Source organism: Pseudoalteromonas sp. S1610, from assembly GCF_005887465.1.
GTDB classification, from domain to species: domain Bacteria; phylum Pseudomonadota; class Gammaproteobacteria; order Enterobacterales; family Alteromonadaceae; genus Pseudoalteromonas; species Pseudoalteromonas undina.
In genome coordinates this window covers 25,025-48,909 of record NZ_PNDI01000067.1, presented here as the reverse complement: position 1 = coordinate 48,909, position 23,885 = coordinate 25,025, and the positions used below count along the sequence as shown (strand labels likewise).

At 40.7% G+C, this 23,885-nt stretch carries 23 protein-coding genes, 1 tRNA gene and 1 riboswitch; of the genes, 5 read left to right on the top strand and 19 right to left on the bottom strand.

Going from position 1 to position 23,885, the window contains the following annotated elements:
- Positions 1-54: 54 nt before the first annotated feature.
- From CWB77_RS16980 to xerD, 7 genes are all read right to left on the bottom strand, one after another.
- Positions 55-147 (bottom strand) — tRNA-Ser (locus tag CWB77_RS16980).
- A gap of 128 nt (positions 148-275) precedes the next feature.
- Entirely contained in the window at positions 276-458 is a 183-nt protein-coding gene (locus CWB77_RS16975) for a hypothetical protein (RefSeq protein WP_138606615.1), read from the bottom strand.
- Positions 459-811: 353 nt separating this feature from the next.
- Positions 812-2,347 carry a lysine--tRNA ligase gene (gene lysS / locus CWB77_RS16970; RefSeq protein WP_054201888.1) on the bottom strand — a complete coding sequence of 512 codons (1,536 nt, stop codon included), beginning with the start codon at positions 2,345-2,347 and terminating at the stop codon, positions 812-814.
- Positions 2,348-2,373: 26 nt separating this feature from the next.
- A protein-coding gene (gene prfB, locus CWB77_RS16965) for a peptide chain release factor 2 (RefSeq protein ID WP_109874146.1) occupies positions 2,374-3,472 on the bottom strand; the annotation gives its coding sequence in 2 pieces (ribosomal slippage) (positions 2,374-3,396 and positions 3,398-3,472; 1,098 coding nt in all).
- 145 nt (positions 3,473-3,617) lie between these two features.
- On the bottom strand, positions 3,618-5,339 hold the full coding sequence (gene recJ / locus CWB77_RS16960) for a single-stranded-DNA-specific exonuclease RecJ (protein ID WP_138623711.1): 1,722 nt from the start codon (positions 5,337-5,339) through the stop codon (positions 3,618-3,620).
- A gap of 84 nt (positions 5,340-5,423) precedes the next feature.
- Positions 5,424-6,152 carry a bifunctional protein-disulfide isomerase/oxidoreductase DsbC gene (gene dsbC, locus CWB77_RS16955; protein WP_010391520.1) on the bottom strand — a complete coding sequence of 243 codons (729 nt, stop codon included), beginning with the start codon at positions 6,150-6,152 and terminating at the stop codon, positions 5,424-5,426.
- A gap of 72 nt (positions 6,153-6,224) precedes the next feature.
- Entirely contained in the window at positions 6,225-7,151 is a 927-nt protein-coding gene (xerD, locus tag CWB77_RS16950) for a site-specific tyrosine recombinase XerD (RefSeq protein WP_138570359.1), read from the bottom strand.
- Positions 7,152-7,256: 105 nt separating this feature from the next.
- Between xerD and fldB the strand changes: the two genes are divergently transcribed.
- Positions 7,257-7,778, top strand: coding sequence for a flavodoxin FldB (gene fldB / locus CWB77_RS16945; protein ID WP_008467792.1), 522 nt, complete (start codon positions 7,257-7,259; stop codon positions 7,776-7,778).
- Between the two features lie 50 nt (positions 7,779-7,828).
- On the opposite strand, the gene CWB77_RS16940 is transcribed toward fldB, so the two are convergent.
- From CWB77_RS16940 to CWB77_RS16930, 3 genes are all read right to left on the bottom strand, one after another.
- Positions 7,829-8,275: a DUF2147 domain-containing protein gene (locus CWB77_RS16940; RefSeq protein WP_138623709.1), complete on the bottom strand. Its 447-nt coding sequence runs from the start codon at positions 8,273-8,275 to the stop codon at positions 7,829-7,831.
- 175 nt (positions 8,276-8,450) lie between these two features.
- Positions 8,451-10,460 (bottom strand): alpha-amylase, encoded by a 2,010-nt coding sequence (locus tag CWB77_RS16935; protein WP_138623707.1) that lies wholly within the window; start codon positions 10,458-10,460, stop codon positions 8,451-8,453.
- 157 nt (positions 10,461-10,617) lie between these two features.
- On the bottom strand, positions 10,618-11,316 hold the full coding sequence (locus tag CWB77_RS16930; RefSeq protein WP_138623705.1) for a tRNA1(Val) (adenine(37)-N6)-methyltransferase: 699 nt from the start codon (positions 11,314-11,316) through the stop codon (positions 10,618-10,620).
- A 76-nt stretch (positions 11,317-11,392) separates the two neighbouring features.
- On the opposite strand from CWB77_RS16930, the gene srmB reads away from it, so the two are divergent.
- Both srmB and CWB77_RS16920 read left to right on the top strand, forming a co-directional pair.
- Positions 11,393-12,619, top strand: coding sequence for an ATP-dependent RNA helicase SrmB (srmB, locus tag CWB77_RS16925; protein WP_010391528.1), 1,227 nt, complete (start codon positions 11,393-11,395; stop codon positions 12,617-12,619).
- 238 nt (positions 12,620-12,857) lie between these two features.
- Positions 12,858-13,178 carry a BON domain-containing protein gene (locus tag CWB77_RS16920; RefSeq protein ID WP_036956628.1) on the top strand — a complete coding sequence of 107 codons (321 nt, stop codon included), beginning with the start codon at positions 12,858-12,860 and terminating at the stop codon, positions 13,176-13,178.
- 449 nt (positions 13,179-13,627) lie between these two features.
- Here CWB77_RS16920 and CWB77_RS16915 read toward each other — a convergent pair whose 3' ends face one another.
- Together CWB77_RS16915 and yaaA are read right to left on the bottom strand one after the other, a co-directional pair.
- Positions 13,628-14,584 (bottom strand): mechanosensitive ion channel family protein, encoded by a 957-nt coding sequence (locus CWB77_RS16915; RefSeq protein WP_109874141.1) that lies wholly within the window; start codon positions 14,582-14,584, stop codon positions 13,628-13,630.
- A 119-nt stretch (positions 14,585-14,703) separates the two neighbouring features.
- A complete protein-coding gene (gene yaaA / locus CWB77_RS16910; RefSeq protein WP_010391532.1) occupies positions 14,704-15,483 on the bottom strand; it encodes a peroxide stress protein YaaA in 780 nt (259 codons plus the stop codon).
- Between the two features lie 218 nt (positions 15,484-15,701).
- Here yaaA and tal point away from each other — a divergent pair, with 218 nt between their 5' ends.
- Positions 15,702-16,652 carry a transaldolase gene (gene tal / locus CWB77_RS16905; RefSeq protein ID WP_138623703.1) on the top strand — a complete coding sequence of 317 codons (951 nt, stop codon included), beginning with the start codon at positions 15,702-15,704 and terminating at the stop codon, positions 16,650-16,652.
- A 226-nt stretch (positions 16,653-16,878) separates the two neighbouring features.
- Complete coding sequence (locus tag CWB77_RS16900; protein ID WP_008110646.1) at positions 16,879-17,067, top strand: DUF3545 family protein; 189 nt, start codon at positions 16,879-16,881, stop codon at positions 17,065-17,067.
- A 59-nt stretch (positions 17,068-17,126) separates the two neighbouring features.
- Here the strand turns inward: CWB77_RS16900 and ung are convergent, their stop codons facing one another.
- The 7 genes from ung to CWB77_RS16865 form a co-directional block, all read right to left on the bottom strand.
- Complete coding sequence (gene ung, locus CWB77_RS16895) at positions 17,127-17,789, bottom strand: uracil-DNA glycosylase (protein ID WP_138623701.1); 663 nt, start codon at positions 17,787-17,789, stop codon at positions 17,127-17,129.
- A complete protein-coding gene (locus tag CWB77_RS16890) occupies positions 17,786-18,634 on the bottom strand; it encodes a cobalamin-binding protein (RefSeq protein ID WP_138623699.1) in 849 nt (282 codons plus the stop codon). The genes ung and CWB77_RS16890 overlap by 4 nt, the downstream gene beginning before the upstream one ends.
- Entirely contained in the window at positions 18,634-19,233 is a 600-nt protein-coding gene (gene cobO, locus CWB77_RS16885; protein WP_016900538.1) for a cob(I)yrinic acid a,c-diamide adenosyltransferase, read from the bottom strand. Before cobO ends, CWB77_RS16890 begins: the two co-directional genes overlap by 1 nt.
- Positions 19,226-20,707, bottom strand: coding sequence for a cobyric acid synthase (locus tag CWB77_RS16880; RefSeq protein ID WP_138623697.1), 1,482 nt, complete (start codon positions 20,705-20,707; stop codon positions 19,226-19,228). Before CWB77_RS16880 ends, cobO begins: the two co-directional genes overlap by 8 nt.
- A complete protein-coding gene (locus CWB77_RS16875) occupies positions 20,707-21,717 on the bottom strand; it encodes a FecCD family ABC transporter permease (protein WP_010391540.1) in 1,011 nt (336 codons plus the stop codon). Before CWB77_RS16875 ends, CWB77_RS16880 begins: the two co-directional genes overlap by 1 nt.
- 1 nt (position 21,718) lies before the next feature.
- Positions 21,719-22,531 carry an ABC transporter ATP-binding protein gene (locus CWB77_RS16870; RefSeq protein WP_138623695.1) on the bottom strand — a complete coding sequence of 271 codons (813 nt, stop codon included), beginning with the start codon at positions 22,529-22,531 and terminating at the stop codon, positions 21,719-21,721.
- A gap of 74 nt (positions 22,532-22,605) precedes the next feature.
- Positions 22,606-22,743, bottom strand: a riboswitch (cobalamin riboswitch).
- 49 nt (positions 22,744-22,792) lie between these two features.
- Positions 22,793-23,722, bottom strand: coding sequence for a porin (locus CWB77_RS16865; RefSeq protein WP_138606643.1), 930 nt, complete (start codon positions 23,720-23,722; stop codon positions 22,793-22,795).
- Positions 23,723-23,885: the final 163 nt, after the last annotated feature.

The following is a 23,885-nucleotide window of genomic DNA, read 5'->3' as shown; positions in this document are numbered from 1 at the left end:
CCAGCTGAGCTATGCGCCCATCTTTACGTTTACAAGATTTCGCCATTTAAAAAATGGTGGAGAGGGAGGGATTCGAACCCTCGATAGAGCTACAAACTCTATACTCCCTTAGCAGGGGAGCTCCTTCGGCCACTCGGACACCTCTCCGTCTTGTGGGGCGTATAATAAAGATTTCAGAAAATATGTCAAACACTTTTCTGACAAAAGTGACTATATGGCTATAGATTGCACACATGTCTGGTTTTAAAGTGTAATTAGTTTGAAAATTAATCAGGTTAGGTATTTGGAGTGCTTGAGTTAACACCCATCACTGGCACTAGTTCATCCGTAAGCTCTGCTAGGTATTGCTCTTGGTAGCCCAATTTTTGAAACTCAGCAATACATGCGCGATAGTAAGCTTGTCGCTGTTGCTCTGTGGTGCTCTCATCGGGTAAAGACTCTACTCGTTTAGCTTTCATATTATTTATCTAAGTCCTTTAGAAATTTTTATTTTTACGACTAATAATGACCGTGTACAAATTTCGGCCATATTTTAGCTAAAAAATTCACATAAATACAACATAATGTTTAAAAAACAATCATACCAAAAAGTTATAGCACTGCTTTAATGTTGCTAAGCAGTGAGGCAACTTTATGATAATGAAACTGAATTAAAGGTTAATATCCCTTTGTACTTACATTTTATTATCAGTGTAGTACTTATTAATTAAAAGCCCTAATATAAAGTTTAGGCAATGTCTCACAAACAATAAGGCAAAAAAAACGCCGCTAATTAGCGGCGTTAATAATTTTATAGTTTATTCCTTCAAGCTTAGTCAGCTTGTGGGCGCATGTGCGGGAATAAAATAACATCTTTGATAGTTGATGAGTCAGTAAATAGCATCACTAAACGGTCAATACCAATGCCCTCACCTGCCGTTGGTGGTAAACCATACTCAAGTGCGCGAATGTAGTCTTCGTCATAATGCATTGCTTCATCATCACCAGCGTCTTTCTCTTCAACCTGACGAGTAAAACGCTCAGCTTGATCTTGTGCATCGTTAAGCTCTGAGAAACCATTTGCTAATTCACGACCGCCAACAAAAAATTCAAAACGATCAGTTACAAATGGATTTTCGTCGTTACGACGTGCAAGTGGAGATACTTCCCACGGGTAGCCTGTGATAAATGTAGGTTGGATAAGCATATGCTCAGCCGTTTCTTCAAATATTTCACATAAGAACTTACCTGGGCCCCATACGCAGTTTTCAGGAATTTTAACGTGTACTTGTTTAGCGTACGCTTTTAATTCTTCAAAGTGGTTTTCTGGGTCGTTAAATACCGCAGCATCAAACTCAGGGTTATATTTTAAGATAGCATCTGCCATGCTTAAACGCGTGAATGGTTGACCAAAATCATACTCTACTGAATCAACAACGTCGCCGTTTTCATCTTTAGTGGTGTTAACCACAATTGGGCTGCCCAGTACATTAGTTGCAACTGTACGTAACATGTCTTCGGTGATGTTCATTAAATCAATGTAGTCAGCGTACGCTTGGTAGAACTCAATCATAGTGAATTCTGGGTTGTGGCGTGTCGATAACCCTTCGTTACGGAAGTTACGGTTAATTTCGAATACGCGGTCAAAACCACCTACCACTAAACGCTTTAAGTAAAGCTCTGGTGCAATACGCAAGTACATGTCGATATCAAGCGCATTATGATGCGTTACAAACGGACGTGCCGTCGCGCCACCAGGAATAACCTGTAGCATTGGCGTTTCTACTTCCATAAAATCGCGGTCAGCTAAAAAGCGACGAATGCCTTCAACTACTTGTGAGCGAATGCGGAATGTTTCACGCGTTGCTTCGTTAGTAATTAAATCAACATAACGTTGACGGTATTTAGTTTCTTGATCTGATAAGCCATGGAATTTTTCTGGTAGTGGACGAAGTGACTTAGTCAGCAGTTCGTACTCTGTCATTTCTACGTATAAATCGCCTTTACCTGATTTGTTCAGCGCGCCTTTAACACCAATAATATCGCCAATATCAAGCTGACCATATTTTGCTTTTAAATCTTTTTGAACGTCTTTTGAGGCATATGCTTGTACACGGCCTTTCATGTCTTGAATAGACATAAATGGACCACGTTTAGCAAGAATACGACCTGCTATCGATACTACGTGCTGTAATTCGATTAGCTCTTCTTTACTCTTATCACCAAACTCAGCCTGCAAATCTGCCGTGTAATGCTCACGACGGAATTGGTTTGGATGACCGTTGGCTGGGCAATTTTCGCGAATAGCGTCTAATTTGCCGCGACGCTCAGCGATTAACTTATTTTCGTCTTGGATTTGATCAGTCATTTTTTAGCTCTTTTTTAGCTTGGTGGTTATAAACCAGATTTTAAGCTGGCTTCAATAAATTTATCTAGGTCGCCATCGAGTACCGCTTGAGTGTTACGGTTTTCAACGCCAGTACGTAAATCTTTAATACGCGAGTCATCAAGTACGTATGAACGAATTTGACTTCCCCAGCCAATATCAGACTTGTTGTCTTCTTGGCTTTGCTTTTCAGCATTTTGCTGTTGTAGCTCAAGCTCAAATAATTTCGCTTTTAACTGCTTCATTGCTTGGGCTTTATTTTTATGCTGCGAGCGCTCGTTTTGACACTGCACCACGGTATTGGTTGGTACGTGGGTAATACGTACTGCCGATTCAGTGGTATTTACGTGCTGACCACCCGCGCCTGATGCACGGTAAACGTCTATACGTAAGTCAGACGGATTAATATCAATCTCAATGTTGTCATCAACTTCTGGGTAAACAAACGCAGATGCAAACGAGGTATGGCGGCGGCCACTTGAATCAAATGGGCTTTTACGAACTAAGCGGTGTACGCCTGTTTCAGTGCGTAACCAACCATATGCATACTCACCAGAAAAACGTACTGTTGCGCCTTTAATACCAGCAACATCGCCATCGGTCGCCTCAACAAGCTCTACTTTAAAGCCTTTAGCTTCACCCCAGCGTAAGTACATACGCAGTAAAATATTACACCAGTCTTGTGCTTCAGTGCCGCCAGAGCCTGATTGTAAATCAAGGTAGGCATCGTTTGAATCGTGAGAGCCTGAAAACATACGACGAAACTCAAGCCCTTCAAGCTGCTGGTTTAAATCAGCTAGTTCGCTTTGTGCTTCATCAAAGGTGTCTTGATCTTCAGCTTCAACAGCAAGCTCTACTAAACCTTCAACATCGTCAGTACCAGCAACAAGGTTATCGATTGTTTCAACCACGGCTTCTAGTGCTGACTTTTCACGACCAAGGGCTTGTGCGCGCTCAGGCTCATTCCATACGGCTGAATCTTCAAGTTCGGCGTTAACTTCTTCTAAACGTTCTTGTTTAAGAGCGTAGTCAAAGGTACCCCCGAAGCAGTTCAGTACGTTCGCGAATTTCCTTGATTTGATTAATCACAGGATTCACTTCAAACATGTACATTACTCCAAAATGGCTAGGTTATTGCGCACTTAAAAAAGAGACCGAGCGCAATTAAAAATCATTAAATAATAAAAACGCCCGATTTTAACAAAAAACCGCGCGTTTTATTAGCCTTTTATGCATGGTTTGAAGATATTTTTTAGCCCACTTTTTCAAGCTCTCTAACTATAAGTTGTAAGCTAAATTTACCTCTAAATTCATTTATATCGAGCTGATACGCTACTTTAACAAACTGCGCCTCGGTATCTGGCCACGCTTTTACATCAATCCCAAAGGCTATGGCATCCACTAAGCGTGCAGACTGATGCTTTAATACTAGCTTTAAGTGTTTTTCACCCACAATACGCTGCTGGATTACTTCAAAGGTGTGTTCAAATACCGGCTCTGGAAACTGCTGCCCCCACGGGCCCGATTGTTTTAAAAGCTGCGCAAAATCCATGCTAAAGCAATCATTAGGTAGCTCACCATCGGTAAACACAATACAGCGTTTACTTTCTTCACTGAGTTGCTCACTAACCGCACTATCAAACGCACGTTTAAACTCAGGAAATTGCTGCTCGTTAATACTTAAACCTGCCGCCATTGCATGGCCACCAAATTTATTAATTAAACCGGGCTGCGCGGTGTTTAAACCTTCAAGCAGGTCGCGCATATGTAAACCTTCAATAGAGCGACATGAACCTTTTATCTCACCGTTTTCGCCACCCGCAAATATCACGGTTGGGCGGTGGTATTTTTCTTTTAAGCGCCCCGCTAAAATGCCAATAACGCCTTGGTGCCAATCGTCTTGATACAAACAAATAGCATCAGGTACGCTATCTTCTTTAAATGCTAGCCTATCGAGCACGGCTTGCGCTTCTACTTGCATGCCTTGCTCTATTTCACGTCTGGCAAAGTTTAAGCTGTCAAGCTCACCGGCTATGCGCCTTGCTTGATTTATGTCGTTGCTAAGTAAGCAAGCTATACCTAGGCTCATATCATCTAAACGCCCTGCTGCATTTAAACGTGGCGCCAATGAAAAGCCAAAATCGCTGGCACTCAAACGAGCTGCATTGCGATTAGCCACTTCAATCAGTGCGGTGATACCTGGGCGGGTTTTACCACTTCGAATACGTGCCAAGCCTTGATGCACTAACGTACGGTTATTCGCATCCAGAGCCACCACATCGGCCACCGTACCAAGGGCTACAATATCGAGTAAGTCAGCAATATTTGGCATAGGATGTTGGTTAAAGTAGCCTTGTTCACGCAGCGCACTTCTCAGTGCAATAAGTAAATAAAACGCCACCCCAACACCGGCTATCGACTTAGAGGGAAAATCACAGTCATGGCGATTAGGATTAACAATAGCATCGGCATTAGGCAGTTGCTCGCCTTGTAAATGATGATCTGTAACCAGCACTTTAATGCCTGCTGCTTTAACAATATCAATCCCTGCAATACACGATATACCGTTATCTACGGTGATCACTAAATCGGGCTGCATAGTGACTATTTGCTCAGCCAATGCTGGGCTTAAGCCATAACCTAAACTAAAGCGGTCTGGCACTAAATAATCTAAATGGGTAAAGCCAAACATGGCCAACCCTTGCATTAAGGTGGCGGTGCTGGTTGCGCCATCGGCGTCAAAATCGCCAACAATTAGTATTTTACTTTGTGCATGCAGTGCATCAATTAATAGTTGGCTGGCTTTGTCTATATCTTTAAATAGCTTAAAGTCGAGCAAAGTGGCCGCACTATTATTTAATTCATCAGCATGGCAGACGTTACGCGTGGCATAAATTTGCTTAATAACAGGATGTAGATGACTAGGTAGATGAGAGTCGTCAACGGGTTCTCGCGCAATGATCATTTTTTTCATGCTGGTTTTTAACTTATGATATTCATAACAAAAAGACAAAAAAAGGCCATAAAGGCCTTTTTAAACAGGTACTCAGGTTTTTAATTAACCTGCTTTGTTAGCCTCAAGCGCAGCGCTTAGTGCGGCAGCTGGTTGGTAGCCTGGGATCATCGTGCCATCTTCTAAAATAATAGCCGGTGTACCACTAATTCCAAAGCTTTGCCCTAATTGGTAATGCTCTGCAACGGGTGCGCTACAGTCTTTTACAATTTGTGTATCTGCACCAGATTTAGCTTCAGTAAGTGCTTCTTGCTGATCTTTAGCACACCACACATTCATTAAATCGGCATAACCTGATCCTTGCAGGCCGCCACGTGGAAATGCTAGGTATTTAACCGTAATACCCGACTCAAGTAAGTCATCAAGCTCACGGTGTAATTTACGACAGTAACCACAGCTAATATCAGTAAACACGGTAATGCTGTGTTTTTCTTCTGGCGCTTTATACACAATCATTGAATCTTCGTATTCTTTTAACCCTGATTGACGCACACCATTAAGTGCTTGCTCAGTTAAATTACTACGGTTGTTTAAATCGATTAGCGTACCTTGCATTAAAAACTGACCGTCAGGGCTTGCATACAGCACCCCTTTATTGGTGATCAATTCTTTTAAGCCCGCAACCGGACTTGGGTTAATTTGTTTAACAGTTACTCCTAGCGCGGCAAATTTTGTCACAATAGGATCATTGGCATCGGGTGTTACTGCAACACCATTAGCAAAAGCGCTCAAACTAGTGCACAACATGGCACCTGCTAACATTAATTTTTTCATAACGGGTTCTCTATCCTAAAAATACTTATCTTATCGTGTCTATATGACCGGCTTAGTGACAAAAAAATTCGCTTAAGCACGAGGATGATGCTCAGCATGCACCGATTTTAATCGCTCATTCGCTACATGCGTATAAATTTGGGTAGTTGATAGGTCGCTGTGGCCAAGCATCATCTGCACCACACGCAAGTCAGCCCCATGATTTAATAAATGCGTTGCAAATGCATGTCGCAAGGTGTGGGGCGATAACGGCGACTCAACGGATGCCAAAATAGCATAGTGTTTAATCCGATGCCAAAAAGTTTGTCGTGTCATGCCCACCCCACGTTTAGAGGGAAATACAAAATCGGTGGCATGTTTTATCATTTGTGCTCGCCCAAGCTTTAAAAATTGCTCCAGCCAATACATAGCCTCTTCACCTAAAGGCACTAATCGCTCTTTATTTCCTTTACCTTTTACAAATACCACAGCTTGGCGCAAATTTATTTGCTCCATTCTCAGCCCTACCAGCTCAGTTACCCGCAAACCCGTTGCATACAAGAGCTCGAGCATGGCTTTGTCGCGCAGCCCCATTGGCTCTTCAATATTGGGGGCACTTAATAGCGCCTCTACTTCAGCCTCAGAAAGCGTTTTTGGTAACGACTGCCCCGCTTTAGGCTGAGCAATATTGACCATAGGTGAGTCGCTAATTATTTTTTCGCGTACAAAGTACTGATAAAAACGTTTTAATGCACTAATACTGCGTGCAGTACTGCGTGGCTTTAGCCCTAAATCAACACGATGTGCCAAGTAACTTTCAACGTCGAGGCTGGTTACCGTCATTAAGTTTTCGCCTTTTAAAAATTGGCAAAACTTATCTAAGTCACTGCGATAAGCGCTCAGCGTGTTTTCACTTACGCCTTGCTCTAAATAGAGGCTATCAAGAAAGGTTTCTAAAAAGTCGCTATTGCTGCTTAGCTCATTATTTTGTTCAGGTAAATCGTCAGATAGCGTTGTCACGTTGTGATCTCATGTTGGTAATACCACGGGAGAAGGTATCAATTAAAAATACCTTACGGTAAACTTGAGCCTATCATAACAGGCAATTACACAGTGATAAATACGATGCAGATTGGTTTATTTTTTGGTTCTACTACCTGCTATACCGAAATGGCGGCAGAAAAAATACGCGACATTATAGGCGCCGACATTGTCAGCTTACATAATATTAAAGACGAGCCGCTTAAAAACGCTGAGCAATATGACTTTATCATTTTTGGTATTTCTACGTGGGACTTTGGCGAAATTCAAGAAGATTGGGAATCAAAGTGGGACGACATAAAAGACGTTGACCTAAATGGTAAAACCATTGCCTTATTTGGGATGGGCGATCAGCAAGGGTATGGCCAGTGGTTTCAAGACGCATTAGGCATGCTTCATGATGAAATAAATGCCCAAGCCATTACTCAACTTGGCTTTTGGCCTAACGACAGTAATTACGAATTTGAAGCCTCTAAAGCCCTTACCGAAGACGGTAAACAATTTGTTGGTTTAGCCCTTGATGAAGATAGTCAGTACGAGCTAAGCGACGAACGTATTGCCACCTGGGTAGAACAGGTGATGACAGAGTACGCTGAAACCCTGTAACTGTGCACTCTTGCAAAAAGCGCTGCTATGCAGCGCTTTTTAATATTTAACTACTCTACTTTTAACCAGTATTGGTTACGGTAAAAAAAGCCCACATAACCGCGCACTTCAAGTTTTTCGCCATTTTGCTGCGGAGTTAAACGCACGCTGTAGGTTTTACCGTTATTTGGGTCGAGTATTTCACCGTCTTCCCAACTACCGTCACCTGCATAAGTTACATCTTCAATAATGGTCATGCCTAGCATCGGCTGATTCTTTTTATCACCGTTGCACTCACTGCAAAGCGCATCTTGCTTGGCTTTATTGAGTATTGTTTCAATTTTGCCAGTTAGCACGCCATCTTGCTCAGTAATGCGTACATAAGACTTTGCTTCTTTGGTATCTTCATTAATGGTTTTCCAAAGCCCTACAGGACTCATGTTTGCATGCGCACTATGGCTTATAAATAAAGCTGCAGCGAGAGTGCTTAGCAAATTTAGTTTATTGAAGTTTTTCATTGAGTTGCTTTGATTTTAAATAGCGAATAAAACAATAATACCAGCTGATTTATAAACACACTATGAAATTACATAGCTAATTAGGTGCATGTAAAAAATAAAAACCAAGTGCCTTTAACACACTTGGTTTTTAAATAATAATCACGTTTTAAAGTACATGATTAAAAGTGCATATTTAAAAGTCACGCACCTCTACACTTGAGCTATTAAATTCAAACATATTAATTTTGCCGCACTGGGCCATATGGTTAGTGCTTGCATATGGGGTATCAGCTTGGTTTATATCGCCCTCCCACTCTTGGCCATTTTTTATAAATGCTTTGAGTTCAAACCAGCCGTTAACGGCTTTACTGCAATCCATATCAACATCAAGCATCCAGTAGTGTTCACCCCATATATTAAGCGGTGTAACGCCAAAACCATCGCTATCTACCGTTTTTTTCGCCCCGAATTCACTAGGCCATATATTAGTAGTCCAATCCATAGCGCTACCTTGCGCCTCACTGCTTTGACCTTGTTCGATACCATACCAATCTAGGTAATTATCGTTTGCTTTCCAAGGCAAAGTGGTGTTGTTTTTTAAATTGTTGTGACGAATAGGCATGGCACATTCAACGTTCGTTGTTTGGCAGTTTCTACCAAGGTTTGCATTGGCATAAGTGTGATCTATTCCACCACGAACAAACATATCTTGTCCGCTTTGTGTTAGCGCATTGATAAAAACAACGGTTCTTTGCCAATCACCGCCGTTATTAGGGAGCGAGCCTTGTAGTAATTTAGCATTTTTATGAATAGCCATGGCATCCCATGGCGCCACATTTAAATTAATCGTGCCGTTACTATTAACTGTAATAACCTCACTACTACAGCTTTTAGCATCACCCGAAAGCTCACCTTTTAATACGTTACAGTACTGCCCAGCAGCCATATCTGTTTGAACTGTTGCATTTAAAGTTGAGTCTTCTTTATTAATTGCCATATGGCCTGAGCTACCTCGCCCAAATGCAATCTGGTTATTGGTGTTATCCCACCAGTTGGTTACAGCCCAGTTATCGGCAGTGTTATTTCTAAAATCAACACCACCAGCAATGTATGACCACCGATGCTCACACTTCCATTTGCTTGCAAAACATTCCAAGTTACCATTGTTGTGCACTGGCACACTTGGCCCACCTGCATCGGTATCACCATGAAAGTCATAACTCGACATGACTTTTGGGTACCCATACGGATACGCCAACATAAAGACGTTAGCTAGGTCGTATAAACGGCCATCTTCAAAAGTAATTACATTACCCGCACCACCATGCCCACGTTGGTTATCATGGTTATCAACAAATACCACAGCTGATGAACTTGGCATAAAACCCCAACCTTCACCAAAATTACTTAGCCACGCAAGCGAGCCATTTCTAAATGTATTACCAAGCTGTGTACTGTATTTAAACTCAGTAACTAAACCTGTACTTAAATACTCTGAGGCATCTACCGCTTCAGTACCTTGATCTATCACCTCATGAAAAACCACTGGCGAGCCATTTATTTTTGCCATTAAACTTTGAATATCACTTGCAGCAACATGCTTAGCAGCATCAAACCTAAAGCCTTTAACTCCTAAGGCTTGTAAGTCATTAATATATGCCGCTAACGTATTTTGCACATAAGTTGAAGCGGTATTTAAATCGGCAAGCCCTACCAGCTCGCAATGTTGCACACGATAGCGATTATTACCGTAATCCTCAGGGTTAATTGAACAGCTTTGGTGAAAATCTTGTGGGCTGTAAATAGGATATTGTTTATTACCAAAGTTATTACCGTCGGTACCAGTACCATTACCTGCAGCCATATGGTTTATTAGGGTATCAACATATATATCTACGCCTGCCGAATTACATCGATTAACCATATCTATAAACTGCGTCCGGTTCCCGCCACGGCTTTGCAGTTGGTAGCTCACAGGTTGGTAGCGAGTCCACCATTGATTACCTGTAATATGCTCGTTAGGCGGAGATACCTGTACAGCAGCATATCCTTTGGGCCCTAAAAACTGTTCACATTCTTGAGCTATATCTTGCCAGTTCCATTCAAATAGATGCACAAATGTTGTAGGTGCTGCCATAGCTAAGCTTGGTAAAGTTAAGCCAAGGCTTAATCCTGCAGTGGTGATAATTTTATTCAGCTTCATAGTGTGTGTTCCAAGTGTTGAGCGAGTTAAACAACATACTCGACGTTATTTACAAGTGGTTAACACTAGTCTGGTGATTGATTAAATAAAAACTGAATACGTATGCATAATGGGTAAATTATCCTTTTTTACTAGATAACCAAGCTCAATAAATAGCTTACATCTTTAAATAAAATGCTTTGCAAAGCCCGACATAATCAGCTGTGTAGGTGTTGTTTTCATCTTTTATGCAAAGCACTGATTGCACTAATTCTGTTTTGATTAAGCTAAAGCGCATTAAGCTGCGGCTGAACACTTTACTCGGTGTGGTTTTTACTTGGCAATGCGCGCTTAAATACAGCCCTTGCTGCTGCGCCAAGGTTATAAATAACTGTGCCTCTTCACTAGGCAAAATTAAATTAAAACGTGCTTGCTTATGCGTTAAGCGTTTAAACGCAGCAATCAGTTCTGCAAAGCTTAAACCATCGGTATGGCGAGCGGCATTGCGTGCTGCATTATCACTTTTTAAACTGTGATTAAAATAAGGTGGATTAGATATAACGCAATCAAATTTAGTCTCAGCCGCAAACTGCTGTACACACTGGTGATAAATGCTAATGTCTGGCCAAGGGCTTTGCTGGCAATTTTGTACAGCTTGCTGGTAGGCGGCCTTATCAACCTCAACCGCACTCACCTTTAAATCTGGCACTCGCTGTTTACACATTAACGCCAACAACCCCGTACCTGTGCCAATATCTAATAACGAACTTGCACCGCTTAAATCAGCCCATGCTCCAAGTAAAATACCATCGGTAGATACCTTCATGGCGCACTGGTCGTGCTCAACCTTAAATTGTTTAAATGCAAAACCAGACATTTTTTCACCTTTTCATTCACCAAGTAGGTTTAAGTGCGTATAATTAACGGCAATTGTCCCCTATTTTTGACACTCTATGCAATTTTCTGAATTTGATCTTGATAATAAGCTACTCAATGCTATTAATAAAATGGGTTTTGAAACCCCTACTAGCATTCAACAACAAGCCATTCCTGAGGCGTTGCAAGGGCGTGATATTTTAGCGTCTGCACCAACAGGTACGGGTAAAACGGCGGCATTCTTAATTCCAGCAATTCAATATTTAATGGATTTCCCGCGTCGTGATCCGGGCTTTGCACGGGTATTAATTATGACCCCAACTCGCGAGCTTGCTTATCAAATTCATGAACAATGTGAGTTACTTGCAAAACAAACCCACTTAAAAATTGGGGTGGTTACCGGCGGTATTAATTACGGTACACACAAAGAAATTTTTGAAAATAATAACGACATTTTAATCGCCACACCTGGGCGTTTAATGGAGTATTTGGAAACTGAAAACTTCCACGCAGAAAACGTAGAAATGCTCATTCTTGATGAGGCCGACCGCATGCTCGACATGGGCTTTCGTAAAGAAATGCTGCGTATTTGTGATGAAGCTAAAAATCGTCGTCAGTGCTTTTTATTCTCAGCTACTCTTGAAGGTGACAGCGTAGAATTATTTGCAGAGCGTATTTTAAACGACCCGGCTTTGCTTGAAGCCGAATCATCACGCAAAGAAAAAGCTAAAATACATCAATGGGTTCATTTAGCTGACGATTACCATCACAAGCTTGAGCTATTAGTTAACACCTTAAACGGCCCTGATGTTAGTAAAGCGATTGTGTTTGTAAAAACTCGTGAGCGCCTTGAAACCCTTATTGGTGAACTAACCAATAACGGCGTTAAAGCTGCGTGGCTACGTGGTGAAATGCCACAAGATAAACGCATGAAAGCGATGGAAAATTTCCACAGTGGCAAAACCCGCATTTTAGTCGCGACCGATGTAGCCGCGCGTGGTATTGATGTAGCTGATATAAGCCACGTAATTAACTTTGATATGCCTCGCACTGCAGATGTTTACGTACACCGTATTGGCCGTACAGGCCGCGCGGGTAAAAAAGGCATAGCGATTTCACTAATTGAAGCGCACGATATTGGCATCCTTTACAAAGTAGAACGTTACATAGAACAGAAGCTAAAACGCCGTGTATTTAAAGGATTAGAGCCAAAACATAAAGAAGCTAAGCCACCAGTTAAAAAGCGTAAAGATCCAGTAAAAATGAAAGCGAAGAAAAAAGCCAAAGCTAAAAAGAAAAAATAGCTTTAGCTTTAATACATTTGATTGAGCCGACGTTTGTCGGCTTTTTTGTGGCTTAAAAACAGTGAGTAAGCAATTCAGAGTAATATGTAAAAACTACTTAGCTGAATAACTACTTAATAAAATATCCAATTATTTCAAATGGTTAATTTTGGAATGAAACTTGTAACCCAAGCTAGTGTATGAGTATTAAAACGCCGAGTATCGGCGCTGCTTTTTCAAAAACACTAAGGATATAGTTATGAGTCGCATTAAATTTACTATCGGTTTTATTTCGTTTTGTTGTTTATTTTTATTAGTCTCTGCTTTTAAAGTTAGTGCAGCAACGCATTTAGCAGTAGTAAGTAGTGTGGCCACACAACCTAATTTACAACAATCTATTACTCATGAGTTACGTACTAATCCAAATTTAGAATTAGAAAATTTGAACGTACAGGTCGAAAATGGCGACGTTGAACTTAATGGCAAAGCTAATAACGGTTTTGAACGTGCTCTTGCACAAAAATTTTTAGAAAATATGGATGGAGTTAAAGTAATTCGCAACAAAATTAGTGTTATTTAATACACCTCCTTCTTAACTTATTCTTCAGCGCTGCTTGCTTCTCCAACACAAGCGGCGCTTTTTATGGCCTGCACAATATAAATTCAATACAGACATAATCCCAATCCAGTTTAAATAGCTTGATTAAAAAGCCTTTTCGTTTACGCACCAATCGCGACGCTCATTGCAGCTACTTATACCATTGAATCCTTTATTACTCACAGACACTTACTATATAGGGCTTGCATCAAGCTTGAGCACAAATTCGATTAATTAAGTAATCTATTTTGAGATGAGAAACCTTATCGATATAGTTTTCTAATTGAGACGCTTTTAACTTAGTTAACGCAAGGCTTTAATTACTTCAGATCATCAATTAATTATTATAAAAAAGCGCGTTTTACTTTGTAAAAACGCGCTGATAGTCAGTAACTATTTCCCAATGCTTTTACCATGGGGTTTTAAATTATTTATTTACCTTGGCTTGCATCATTATTATTGTCACCCTCTTTGTTTGCTGACTGCTGACTTATTTTATCGCTTATCATGGCATCGAGTTTTTCACCGCCCTTAATACCAAAATCCAACGTACGAATAGGAAACGGAATACTTATATCAGCAGCATCGAGTGCTTGCTTTACTGCCACAACGCCTTTGTGACGCACCGTCATAAAATCGGGCTCACCAGGGTATTTAATCCAAAACCATACCAGTAAGTTTATACTGCTATCACCAAAGCCTTCTGCGTACACCGCGGTCTCATTTTTGCGGATCACAAAGTCAAATTGATTAATTTTTTCGACAATAACTTCACTGGCTTTTTCTATATCATCAGCGTAAGAAATACCTACAGGTACCTCTATTCTTCTGACCCCTAAAGTGCTGTAATTACGCAGTACATTTCTAAATAGTATTTTATTAGGAACCAGTATCAACTGCCCGTAAAAGCTCTCTATTAGTGTGTTGCGCAAGTTTATTGAATGCACTGAACCAAATACGTTATCGGTCTCGATAACATCACCCGCTTTGAACGGTTTACGAATACCCATAGCAATACCCGCAATTAGGTTTTCGGTCATATCTTGAAAAGCAAAACCAATGGCGAGACCAACAATACCTGCACCCGCAAGTAGTGACGTAACGGTACTTTTTAAGCCCATAAAATCAAGAGCAATAAAGACCCCAACACTCAGAACAATAACTTTAAAAATGGAGGCCATTAAGTCGGCAATTTGAGTTGAATCGAGAGAGCGACGTAATACTTTTTTCATTCCTTTGCCTGCAAGGCGGGCAATGAATGAAAATATAATCGCAATAATCACCGCGACTATAAAGTTAGGGATATGACTTATAACAACATCAAACCAACCGCCGAGCTTCTCTTCTATAAGTTTTTCGGCTTCTGTAATTGAGGGAATTGAGAGCATTTATTTTATACCTTAGTTTCTATTAATAACCTAAGGTTTGCAAAAATAGCGCCAGTATAAAAAAAGCCATGCAGTGCATAGCTTTTTGGGTATGTGTTTAGCTGCAAATAGCGCTAAATTTAGCTTTGCTCTTCGCGCAAAAATACCGGTTCAAGTTCTTTAGTGGTTGCCTCTGAGCTAAAGTAATAACCGGCCACGGTAAACTCTTTAAGCTGACTTAACTGCGTGACTTGGTTTTCGATAAGGTAACGCGCCATCATACCGCGCGCTTTTTTAGCGTAAAAGCTAATCACTTTATATTGGCCGTTTTTACAGTCTTTAAAATGTGGCGTAATAATTTGTGCGTTAAGCGATTTTTTATCTACCGCTTTAAAGTATTCGTTAGACGCTAAATTAACTAAGTATTGTGCATCTTGTGCCGCTAAAACGTCGTTAAGTTTATTAGCAATAATACTGCCCCAAAACTCATATAGGTTTTTACCACGGCTGTTTTCAAGCTTTGTACCCATTTCTAGGCGGTAGGCTTGCATTAAATCAAGTGGTTTTAATAATCCGTATAAACCCGAGAGTATACGTAAATGCTCTTGAGCATAATCAAGTTGCTTAGCCGTTAGGGTGTCGGCATCTAAACCGCCATATACATCGCCATTAAAGGCAAGCACTGCTTGTTTAGCATTACTCGTAGTAAACGGTTGCGCCCACTCACTAAAACGTGCTGCATTAAGGCCCGCGAGCTTATCGCTAATTTTCATTAAACTACCAATCTGCGCAGGAGTTAGTTCACGGCATACTTTCATGAGCGCTTCGCTGTGCTCAAGTAATTCAGGTTGAGTGAACTTATCTGTTGCGGGTGGCGTGTCGTAATCAAGATTCTTTGCTGGTGAAATAACAGTGATCATAGTTAGCTATTGACTTGTAAATTATTTAATGTCAATTTCAACATTAAATGAGACGAAAAGCACGTTTTGTTTAAAATTATCCTACCTAAAACTCAACCGTTACCGTTTTTTCATTGATAAGGACATAAGACCTATCAAGCATTGTCACACTGTTGCAGTATAGCTATATTAAGGTAGTTTAGATTTTCTTTTAACTTGCTTGGAATGAGGAAAAGCAAATGACTAGCGCTCTACAAAGGCTTAAACAACACTCTTCTATCGTGGCCGACACGGGCGATATAGAAGCCATAAAAAAACATCAACCTGAAGATGCGACTACCAATCCATCGCTGCTTTTAAAAGCGAGCGAGATTGAAGCTTACAAACCTTATCTAGATAAAGCATGGCAATACGCTAAAGAAACCGAGCAACAGCCTGCAAAACAACTAGAGGTGGCTTGTGACTATTTTGCAGTATTACTCGGTAAAGAAATTAGCGAAATTGTTCCGGGTTATATTTCTACTGAAGTTGATGCTCGTTTATCATTTGATACCCAAGCAACAATTAATAAAGCACATACTTTACTAAGCCTTTACGAGAAAGAAGGTGTAAGCAAAGACAAGATTTTAATTAAAGTTGCCTCTACTTGGGAAGGCATTAAAGCCGCAGAACAGTTAGAAAAAGAAGGCACTAAATGTAACTTAACGCTTTTATTTAGTGATGCTCAAGCCCGTGCCTGTGCTGATGCAAACGTATTTTTAATTTCGCCATTTGTTGGCAGAATTTTAGATTGGCACGTAGCAAACGGTATGGAAAAACCAACCGACCCGCTACAAGATCCTGGCGTACAATCGGTGCGTAGTATTTTTGAGTTTTACAAACGTCACGATTACAAAACGGTTGTTATGGGCGCAAGCTTTCGTAATACCGGTGAAATTATTGCCCTTACAGGTTGCGATAAGCTAACAATTAGCCCTAATCTTTTAGAAGAGCTAGGTAATTTAGAAGACGCACAAGAATACTTACTAGAGAGCGATATTGCTAAAGAGCCAAAACCAGAGCCACTTAGCGAAGCACAGTTCCGTTGGTTACATAACCAAGATGCTATGGCTACTGAGAAACTAGCTGAAGGTATTCGCTCATTTGCAGATGCGCAAGAGCAACTAGAGGCACGCTTTAAAGCGATGTAACTAACAGCTGTTTAATGAGTTAAAAAACGTCGCTTTTAGCGGCGTTTTTTTATGTCTGCGATTTACTTTAAATACTCGACTTGTCCCCATTTACGTTCTTTTTGTATTGATCTTCATCAAAATACCACCCATCAGTAACAGTTTCGTCACATTTATATTCTATTTTATTAATAGCTGTGGTATAGATACTGCCGAGGTTCAAAAAGTGGTCAATAGGAGATAATCAATGGATAGCCTAAACGAAATAATAGAGATATTAGAAGGTTCTGATACATCGAAAAAAACCTCTCAAAAAAATAAAAAAAGAAAATGGCGCGAAATAGAAGCAATAAAAGATAAGCAACGTTTGCGCAAAGAACTACAGGAGCTCGACTATTTTGCTGATAGTATTGCTATTGATGAATTAGAGTTTTAATCAACAACAGCAACTAAAAAGGCTTTCATTTATGAAAGCCTTTTTTAATACCAATTACCCTATACTTGCCAATTAATGGGCTGTGCTCCTTGCGCTATTAACAGTTCATTGGTTTTTGAAAAGTGCTGACAGCCAAAAAATCCGCGATGCGCAGAAAGCGGTGAAGGGTGCGGCCCAGACAATACATGATGGCGCTGGCGATCAATGCTTTTACCTTTTTTTTGTGCATGTGCGCCCCACAAAATAAACACCACTCCTTGGCAATGCTCATTTATATGAGTAATTACGTTATCGGTAAATTGCTCCCAACCTAAATGTTTATGGGAATGGGCTTGCCCTTGCTCTACTGTTAATACGGTATTAAGCAAAAACACACCTTGATCTGCCCAGCTTTGTAAATAGCCATGCTCTGGCGTAATAAAACCATTAATGTCAGTCACTAACTCTTTATAAATATTTTTAAGTGAAGGCGGGAGCTTTTTAACTTCAGGCAATACAGAAAAACACAAGCCATGCGCTTGCCCTTCTCCATGGTAAGGGTCTTGACCTAATATAACCACTTTAATGTCGCTAAGTGGAGTTGCATCAAATGCGCTAAACACCCGTGGTTCTGGTGGATACACAGCAATACCGTTTGATCGTTTATTCGCAACATATTCAAGGGTTTGCTGCATATATTCTTGGCTAAGTTCGTGATTTAAAAAAGATGACCAGTTGCTCATAATTGACTCTTAATAAGTTCTCTAGATACCTCAACTTTGTCACACATTTGTGCTAACCCATCAAGCATTCTAGGGGAAAAACGATGTAATAAATCCGCGTTAACGCTAATAAATTGCTCATATTTAACCGCCGGAATTTCAGGCCATTGCTGCCAATTAACTGTAGGTATTACCCGTTTTGATTTTTCATCAGGAATAATAATAACTTGTGGCTTAGTCACTATCACGTTTTCAATGCTGATTTGTGGGTAATCTGTGTCGCTGTCGGCAAATACATTGGTTACTTGGCAGGTTTCGATTAACTGATTTATCCAGGTATTTTTTGATACCGTCATCATAGGCTCTGGCCACAGCTGATAAAACCCAGTAAGCATGGTTTTATTATGCTGCGCGGCTTTAATTGCGTTGAGCTTAACTGTAAATGCCTCAGCTACTTTTTTACTTTGCTCAATATGACCGGTTAATTGACCTAATTTTAGTATTTCCTTAGCTACGCCTTCAATAGAGCGTGGATTACTTAAATGCAATTCAATCCCTAGTCGCTTAATTTGTGCTAAATCTTCTGCCTGATTACCGCTTTTCCACGCAATGACCATGTCAGGCTTGAGCATGAGTAACTTTTCGATAGAAATGCCATTATAGCCGCCGATACGCTCAATTTTAGTCGCCTCTTGTGGGTAATCTGCGTAATCCAGCGTGCCTACTATTAGATCACCCGCCCCAATGGCATATAAATTTTCGACTATGTGTGGTGCCAAAGCCACAATACGAAGCGGCTTGTCGGCTAAGGCTTGAGGTACATAAACAGCAAACAATAACAGCCCAAGAATAATGCGTTTTAACATTAGTAATCAAAGCCTTTTAGTGCTTTTACACCCGACTCAAACGCATGCTTTACATTACGCACTTCACTTACGGTATCGGCCAGCTCAATTAAGGTACGGTGCGCAGCACGGCCAGTAATAATTACCGATTGCATTACAGGTCGGTTGTTAATTGCAGCAACCACTTCCTCAAGGTCGATATAGCCATAGGTCACCATATAGGTGAGCTCATCGAGTAATACCACATCGATACTGCTGTCGCTTAGCATCCGCTTTGACTCTTGCCATGTTGCTTGTGCTGCCGCAGTATCGGCCTCTTTATTTTGCGTATCCCAAGTAAAACCTGTGTTCATAACAGCAAATTCAACTCCAGCTCCTTGTAGTAAATTACGCTCACCACATTCCCATGTACCTTTAATGAACTGACATACCGCGGCCTTTTTACCATGGCCAACACAGCGTGCAACCACACCAAAACCAGAGGTTGATTTACCTTTGCCATTACCAGTAATAACCTGAAAAATGCCTTTTTCTTGCTGTGCCGCTGCTACTCGAGCATCAACTTGTTCTTTTACTTTTTGCTGGCGCTGTTGGTGCTTGTCGTTTGTTGATTCAGTCATTGTTATGTCCTTGGTAAATTTTAATAATTTGTTCAATGTTTAAATGTGTTTGGCACATTTCAGCGAGGCGTTCTAGCTGGCGCTCGCGATGCTCATTGATGCTGATACCACTAATTTCACTGTCTGGTTTTAGCCACTTTAATAGCAGCTCTGTAGCAGCTGCGTTGTCAAATAAGCCATGTAAATAAGTACCAGCAATAGCATTATCATCACTAATAAAACCATCAGTTTCAAAGCCATTTGGGTGTTTATTAAAGCGAATAAGTGGTTTGTTGAGCGCTTGACCTTTACTGATCCCAGCATGTATTTCGTAACCCTGACAAGCAACCTGCTGCTGGTTTAAATTGAGTATTGCATTTACTTGGCTTAGCACTTTTTGCTCACCTAAAATGGTATTAAAATCACTAAGCGCTAACCCAGCTATTTGCCCTAATGATGATTCCACCGCATTAGGGTCACAAATCGTATTACCTAGCATTTGCATACCGCCGCAAATACCCAATACTTTGCCACCATAGCGTAAATGGCGTTTTATTTGCTGATCCCAGCCTTCATTTTTTAAAAATACCAAATCGCTAAGTACATTTTTACTGCCAGGCACAATAATTAAATCAACATCAGGAATTGTTTGAGTATGGCGCACATAGGTTATATTTATATTTGGGTGTAATCGCAGTGCATCAAAATCGGTATGATTACTAATATGAGGCACTAGCAGCACCGCAATATTAATGCTGGCCTCGGTCACATTATTATCTATGGCAACGGCATCTTCGGCATCAAGTGCTAAATCGTGTAGGTAGGGTAACACCCCTAACACAGGTTTACCTGTGTACTCTTCAAGCCAATCTAACCCGCCTTGTAATAGGCTAATGTCACCACGAAAACGGTTAATCACAAAGCCTTTTACCCGTGCTTGCTCTGATTCGCTTAATAGCGCCAAAGTCCCTACTAGGTGAGCAAACACACCCCCTTTATCAATATCAGCAATAATAATAACCGGGCAATCGACCTTTTCGGCGTAGCCCATATTGGCGATATCGTTTGCGCGTAAGTTAATTTCAGCTGGGCTACCAGCCCCTTCAACCAACAATAAGTCAAAGCGTTTAGCTAAACGGTTATGCGAGGTTAATACCGCTTCCATAGCCACTTTTTTATAGTCATGGTAAGAGTCGGCTTCCATATTGCTAATAGCCCTACCATGAATAATAACTTGCGCGCCGGTATCACTATTGGGTTTGAGTAATATCGGGTTAAAGTCTATTTCAGGTGCAACTTTTGCCGCAACGGCTTGTAATGCTTGTGCTCTACCAATTTCACCGCCATCATGAGTTACGGCACTATTAAGCGCCATATTTTGCGGTTTAAACGGCGCAACATTAACACCTTGATTAGCAAACACTCTGCAAAGTGCTGCAACCAGGGTACTTTTACCTGCATCTGAGGTAGTGCCTTGTACCATTAGTGTTTTCATTATTGAACCACCAGCTGACGCTTACGAAAATACAATATACTTAAAAAGAATAGACTGCCGATAGCCGCCGTGATCACTCCGATTGGCAACTCTTGATTACTTAATAGTGAGCGAGCGAGCACATCGACCCACACCATAAATATTCCCCCGACTAATCCGGTCATTAATAATCCAACGCGGCTACCTTGAGAGATAAAAAAGCGCACTATGTGTGGCACCATCAAGCCAACAAAACCAATACCACCACAGTTGGCAACTAACACGGCCGTGATCAACGAACTTAAAATAAGCATTAAAATTCTAAAACGATGTACTCTTACGCCAAGCGTTGTCGCACTTTCATCGCCTAACAACATGGCGTTAAGCTGACGCCTAAAACCCAACATGATTATTGTACAGACTATAATGACTAAGACAGGTAGCAGCAGCGACTGCCACTGTGCTTTAGCAAAACTACCTAAAGTCCAAAATAAAATAGCCGCGACCGCTTGTGGATCGCTCCAATAAAGTAGCAAACTAGTAAAAGCACTAAATAAAAATGATAGGGCTACCCCCGCCAATAACATCGATTCAACTTGGGCATTACGCTGGCTGCCAGCAATTAAAATTAATAATCCCATCGCCACTAAACTACCGGTTAATGCCGCCCCAGATAGCGCAATACCCGCCCCAGCTCCCACAAAAGACATTAGTATAACCACACCTAATGAAGCGCCGGACGAAATACCAAATAAATAAGGATCTGCTAAGGGGTTACGGGTGACTGTTTGTAGTATTAAACCTGCAATCGCTAAGCCACTCCCAGCTAAAAAAGCCAGTAAAGTACGTGGCATTCTTAATTCAATAATAATACGGCTGGTAAATGAAGCCTCGTTTGAAAAGGTTAAGCTTTGATAAACATCTGCGAGCGACGTGGGTGCCGCACCAAAACTCAGTGCAATAAATAAACTTAATAGTGCGCATAGTAGCGCAGCGATTAATGCAACGGTATGGTTAGAAAAAACCGTCATATTATTGGTATCCATAATAATAAGTAATATGAGGAATAGCCTCACCCGAAGCAGCTACTTGAGGGTGAGTGCTCACTTGTGCACAAACGCCAAACACCTCATCCAGCATCTGCTCAGTGACCACTTTATTTGGCTTACCTGCATCAACAACTTTTCCATTTTTAATAACCACTAACTCATCACACATAGCAGCAGCTAAATTTAAGTCATGAAATGACGCAAATACCGTGATCCCTAGAGATTTAGCCAGCTCCATCAGTTGAATTTGATATTTCACATCAAGGTGACTAGTTGGTTCATCCATAATAAGAAGTTGCGGTTGCTGCACAATAGCGCGGGCAATAAAGGCTCGTTGCTTTTCACCGCCAGATAGCGAATCAAATAATTGAGTACTATGAGATTCAAGCCCCACATGGCTAATAGCCTGAGCTATTTTTTGTTTATCTGCTTGGGTGGTCGAACTGAATAACGTTTTATGTGGCGTAAGCCCTAGAGCCACAACATCGAATAACGAGAGGTTAAATTGCGACGGTGTTTCTTGGAGCACAACGGCAACTTGCTTGGCGTAGTCTTCGCTTTTTAGTTGCCAAATATCGGTGTTATTAAATTTAACCTCTCCCGCTGACGGCTGATTAAATCGATACAAGCACCGCAGTAAACTCGATTTTCCCGCACCATTAGGACCAATTAAGCCAACAAACTTGCCACGCTCAATACTCACATTAATATGCTCAAGGATTAAGGTGTTACCCACTCGCCAAGAGACATTATTAACGGTTAGAAGTGCAGTTTTTTTAGCGGTTTGAGTGTGCAAAAAATTATCCTAGGCAGAGAAAACCCACACTCAGTACCACAAGTACCAAAAAGAAAATGAGTTAACCCGCTCGTTATATGAAGTTTTAAGGCACTTGTATCTGACTTACAGTAAAACTGTTCACAGTTACGGGTATAGTTGAGGAGTTTCACCTCATTCCAAATGCTTGGCTATTATGCGCAGATAAGTAAATAATTTAAAGCAAAAAAAACCGCACTCAGCTGAGTGCGGTTAAAAGGGAGTGTTTTAACTAAGTATTAGTTAAAACTTATATTCCATACCTAAACCTAGGTAATCTTGGTCAACGTTGTTGTCCATATCAAAACTTGAGTAAAAGCCAAATACCTTAAGGTTTTTGTTTAGCTTGTGATCAACACCTACCGATACTGCGCTTTTATCATCGCTGTCATCAAAATCCATTGTTTGATATTGCACTTTAAAAGTGTTGCTACCCATTAGGTAAGCTGCATTCAATAAGTAACCGTCAGCCTCAGCGCTACCGTCTACTTTTTCTTGTGTTTGGTACATTGCGCCAAGTCTAAAGTCTTCAATTTTACCTTGAACTGTTGCACGTACTACGTCGTAACCATTTACTTCACTATCAGCAGCAACAGCAGCATATACAGCGCTCTTTTTAAGACCTGCATCGCCGTAAGTTAATGCCACTGAGTAACCATTTTTGGCATCTTTATCGTCTTCTGCAATAAATGAAGCTAACACTTTAAAGCCTTCATATGAGTTTGAAGCGTAAGATACTGAGTTACCTAAACGGTTTTCACCTTTAAACGTATTTTTAATATCACCTTCAAGGTCATTAAATAAATCAAGTTTACCTTGCGCCTGCTTTAGCGCGGTATCGTTACGGCCTATTACTACCTGACCAAATGAACCTTTAAAACCTACATATTGATTACGCGCTGAAATATTATCTTTATCGCCTTTTGAGTCAGCGTCCGACACATCAACCTGAAACTCAAACTTATAAACAGCTTCTAAACCGTCTGAAATTTTTTCAGACCCCTTAAGTCCGAAACGAGATGCATTACTTTTAATTTCAGTAAACGACCCTTCTCCATCATCAGATGATTGAACGGTTACATTCGCTTTACCGTAAATGTCTACTTCTGCAAGCGCATTAAAAGATAAACCACTAAGTAAGGCTAGGCATAGGCTCGATTTTGCAAATTTCATGTTATTTCCTCGATAAACACAATAGACTAATTTTTAAAACAGCAGCAGTGTGTCACCGCTAAATGACAAAAATATTACAAAGGACATATTTTTGTCTTTTTAAGTTAATAAAACTGCATTAAATCTGAAATCAAAATAACATCTAAAATATACCGTCTAACGA